General features: G+C 58.1%; 3 protein-coding genes. 1 reads left to right on the forward strand and 2 read right to left on the reverse strand.

All coding sequences use genetic code 11. The features are described from left to right. Positions 1-1,612, forward strand: a 1,612-nt coding sequence (locus tag AC1DRJ_RS22910; RefSeq protein ID WP_477804157.1) for an Ig-like domain-containing protein, incomplete at its 5' end; no start/stop codon positions are given. Here AC1DRJ_RS22910 and AC1DRJ_RS22915 read toward each other — a convergent pair. Continuing rightward, complete coding sequence (locus AC1DRJ_RS22915) at positions 1,609-2,940, reverse strand: DUF58 domain-containing protein (protein WP_477804158.1); 1,332 nt, start codon at positions 2,938-2,940, stop codon at positions 1,609-1,611. The two genes, AC1DRJ_RS22910 and AC1DRJ_RS22915, sit on opposite strands and share 4 nt — an antisense overlap. Further along, positions 2,937-3,034 (reverse strand): hypothetical protein (locus AC1DRJ_RS22920; RefSeq protein ID WP_477804159.1); only part of this gene is annotated, 98 nt, incomplete at its 5' end. The genes AC1DRJ_RS22920 and AC1DRJ_RS22915, both read right to left, overlap by 4 nt.

Raw genomic sequence — 3,034 nt, forward strand, 5'->3', positions numbered from 1 at the left:
GTTGAACGAAGATATCTACCTGAATCTGACGAATGAAGGTGACCTGGATCTGGGTTTTCATTTTGAGCCTGACATGACGACTCCGCGTAAATTGGGAGCAGGTGGGTTGCTCTGGAAGGTCCGCTCTACCTCCGATAACAGTGCGCGTTTCCAGTTGCAGGTATGCCATGACGAGTTGGATCCTTATGAGTTGCAGGGGAGGCTGCTGTCAACAAAGCTTGAGCAAGAGGGGAGGTTCGAGCTTGACGGTAACGAACTGGACCTCGAAAGCCCCATGTATCCCTGTCTCGGAGGTGTGCACACCTTAAGGTACGAACCCCGGGCGGATAGCCTGATGACCGGGCTTGACGTCGCGGCAAAGTGGACCGGTGCGTCAAGCTCTGCATTCGATATGACCCTGTCGCCTGACCATGAGCGAGCTCTAATGAGTGACGGCCTGGAGTGGACGCTGGATGCTGGCGCCAGCACTGAAAGCGGTGAGTCGGGGCTCTCGCTGGAACTCACTCAGGCCCGGTTCACTTTCCCGGCACTGGCTATGTCGCTGGGACACAACCGAATCATAATCGACGACGAACGAGGGCCTACGTTTGATCCCGTCGTAGGCGAAACCGTCACGTTGGAGATTAAAGTCCACTCGTTTTACACCCGGCGGCCAGTATCGGGAATCGAAGTAAGTTTCTCCGACGGGAGCACTGCAACACCGGTAACAACGACGGCTGATGGTTGGGCGCGCTTTTCTTTTGAAACCACCCAACCGGGCGATGTACGAGTGGTTGCCAAGGTGCCAAGCCCCTACGACCGCCCCGAAGATGCTCCCACTCATGCATTTGAGTTCACGGTACTGACCCAGAAACCGGATTCACCCCCAGTGTCAGCTTCTACAACGTTTGCGAGCGAGGGATTGCCTATGCCTGAAGAACAGTTGCCAGGGGCCGTCAGTGTCGAGATTGGCGAGGTCCGCGAGGCTTCGTTAGATCCGGTGGTGGGTGAGTCAGTCGGGTTGGCGCTCAAGGTTCGCCTGGCAGGTACTCAACGGGCAGCCGCCGATGTGGGGGTGATTTTCGCTGCCGAGCAAGAGCGCACGCTAGTGGTGACGGATGGCGAGGGGTGGGCGCGTTTTGCCTATACGGCCGAACAGGCCAAGGATGTCGAGGTGGTCGCTACGCTGGAAGGCGTCAACGATCGCGCCGACGCGGTTTTGTCCCACACCTTTAAAATTAAGACATTGGCCGAGAGTGTCTGGGGCACGGCAAAGATTCAACTGAACAATGAGGTCACGAAACCGGTGTGGGGAGTGGAGACCCTTTTCCCCCAGACTGGGCCGGTGCATACCCTCAAGTTGACAGTCGACGATTCGAACAGCCATTTGCTCGGTCGCGATATTTGCCTGGGATTGACGGGGTACTCCTCGCATGTGCAACTCGGACTGAACATCAACCCAGCGTTGGGTATTGCCCGACCATTAACCGCTGACGGTTTGAGTTGGAGTTGCAGTGGGAGTATTGGAGGTGCTTATGACTTGCAACTCGAAGCCTACCGAATACTCAAGAAGTCACCGGTGAATGCGATGTCGTTAGGGCCTGTATCTCCTGAAGATTTGATCGAAGGTTAAAGCGCTCCGGCCTTCTTCCAGCTCAAATACCGCGTCACCAACTCGGTCCCCAACTCTGCGGGCCGAGCATCCACCACCGGCACTCCATGAGCACTCAACCGCTCTTGGAGTTCTGCCCGGTCATTCAAATAATCCACCGCCCCACAATAGGCCAGCGCCTCTGGCAAGGTTTGCACTGGTGCGTGCCGCAGGTTGTCGAGCAGGTCTTCACGCAGGCTGGCCACCAGCACCCGATGCTGCCTGCCGAGGCGTTTGACCGCAGTCAGCAGTTCTTCATCGTCTTCATCGCGCAGGTTAGTGACCAGCACCACCAGTGCCCGGCGCTTCTGTCGGGCCAGCAGTTGAGTGGCCGCTGCCTGGTAATCGGCGGGGCGTTGTGTGCTCTGCAGGTCGTAAACGCTGTTGAGCAATACATTGAGCTGGCCCGTGCCTTTGACCGGAGCGAGGTAATGCGGATAGTCGCTGGCGAAGGTGCTCAGGCCCACGGCATCCCCTTGGCGCAGGGCAATGTAGCTGAGCAGCAGGCAGGCATTGAGTGCGTGATCGAAATGCGCGAGTTCGCCATCCTGACTGCGCATGCGTCGGCCGCAATCGAGCATGAAAATGATCTGCTGGTCGCGCTCGTCCTGATACTCCCGTGCAATTGGTGTGCGTTGGCGCGCGGTGGCTTTCCAGTCGATCTGGCGCAGGCTGTCGCCTTCGCGGAATTCGCGCAGTTGATGAAACTCCAGACCCAACCCGCGACGTTGCTGCTGGCGCACGCCCAACTGACTGAGCCAGTTGTCCACTGCCAGCAGTTCGCCGCCGTAGACGCGAGCGAAGTCCGGGAAGACGCGGGTGCTGTCGACCACGTTCAGCAGGCGTTTTTCGGACCATAAACCCAGCGGGCTCGGCAGGTTGATTTCACAATATTCAAAACGGAAGTGCCCGCGTTTGAGCGGCCGCAGCCGATAGCCAATCTCACTCTGTTGGTCGGGTTGCAGTTCTACCGAGAGCGGCAGGTTTTCGAAGCTCAGGCCATCCGGAACATGATCGAAAATGTCGGCATTCAATGGTTGAGCAAAGTCATGCTCGACCTCCAGCCGTACTTCGTTCCATCGGCCGAGCGCCAGACTGCCGGGCATCTGTCGTCGCACACGAGGCGAGGGCAGGCGCTTGAGGCGGACGGCGTCGAGAATCGCTAATGCCAGTAATGCCAGCAGCAATCCCCAGTTGATGGATAACAGGGTTGATGGAACATCGATTTCCAATGCGCGCAAGGTGCCCAGCACGATACCGAAAGCCAGCAGGATCGCGAGCCAGATCAGCAGCAGGCGCGAGGGTTTCACAGGCGCGGCGCCGGCACTTGTTCGAGCAGTTGCTGGAGTACCTGATCGACGTCCAGACCTTCTATATCCAGCTCCGGCGCGATGCGTACACGAT

Source organism: Pseudomonas sp. P5_B2 (assembly GCF_056400445.1).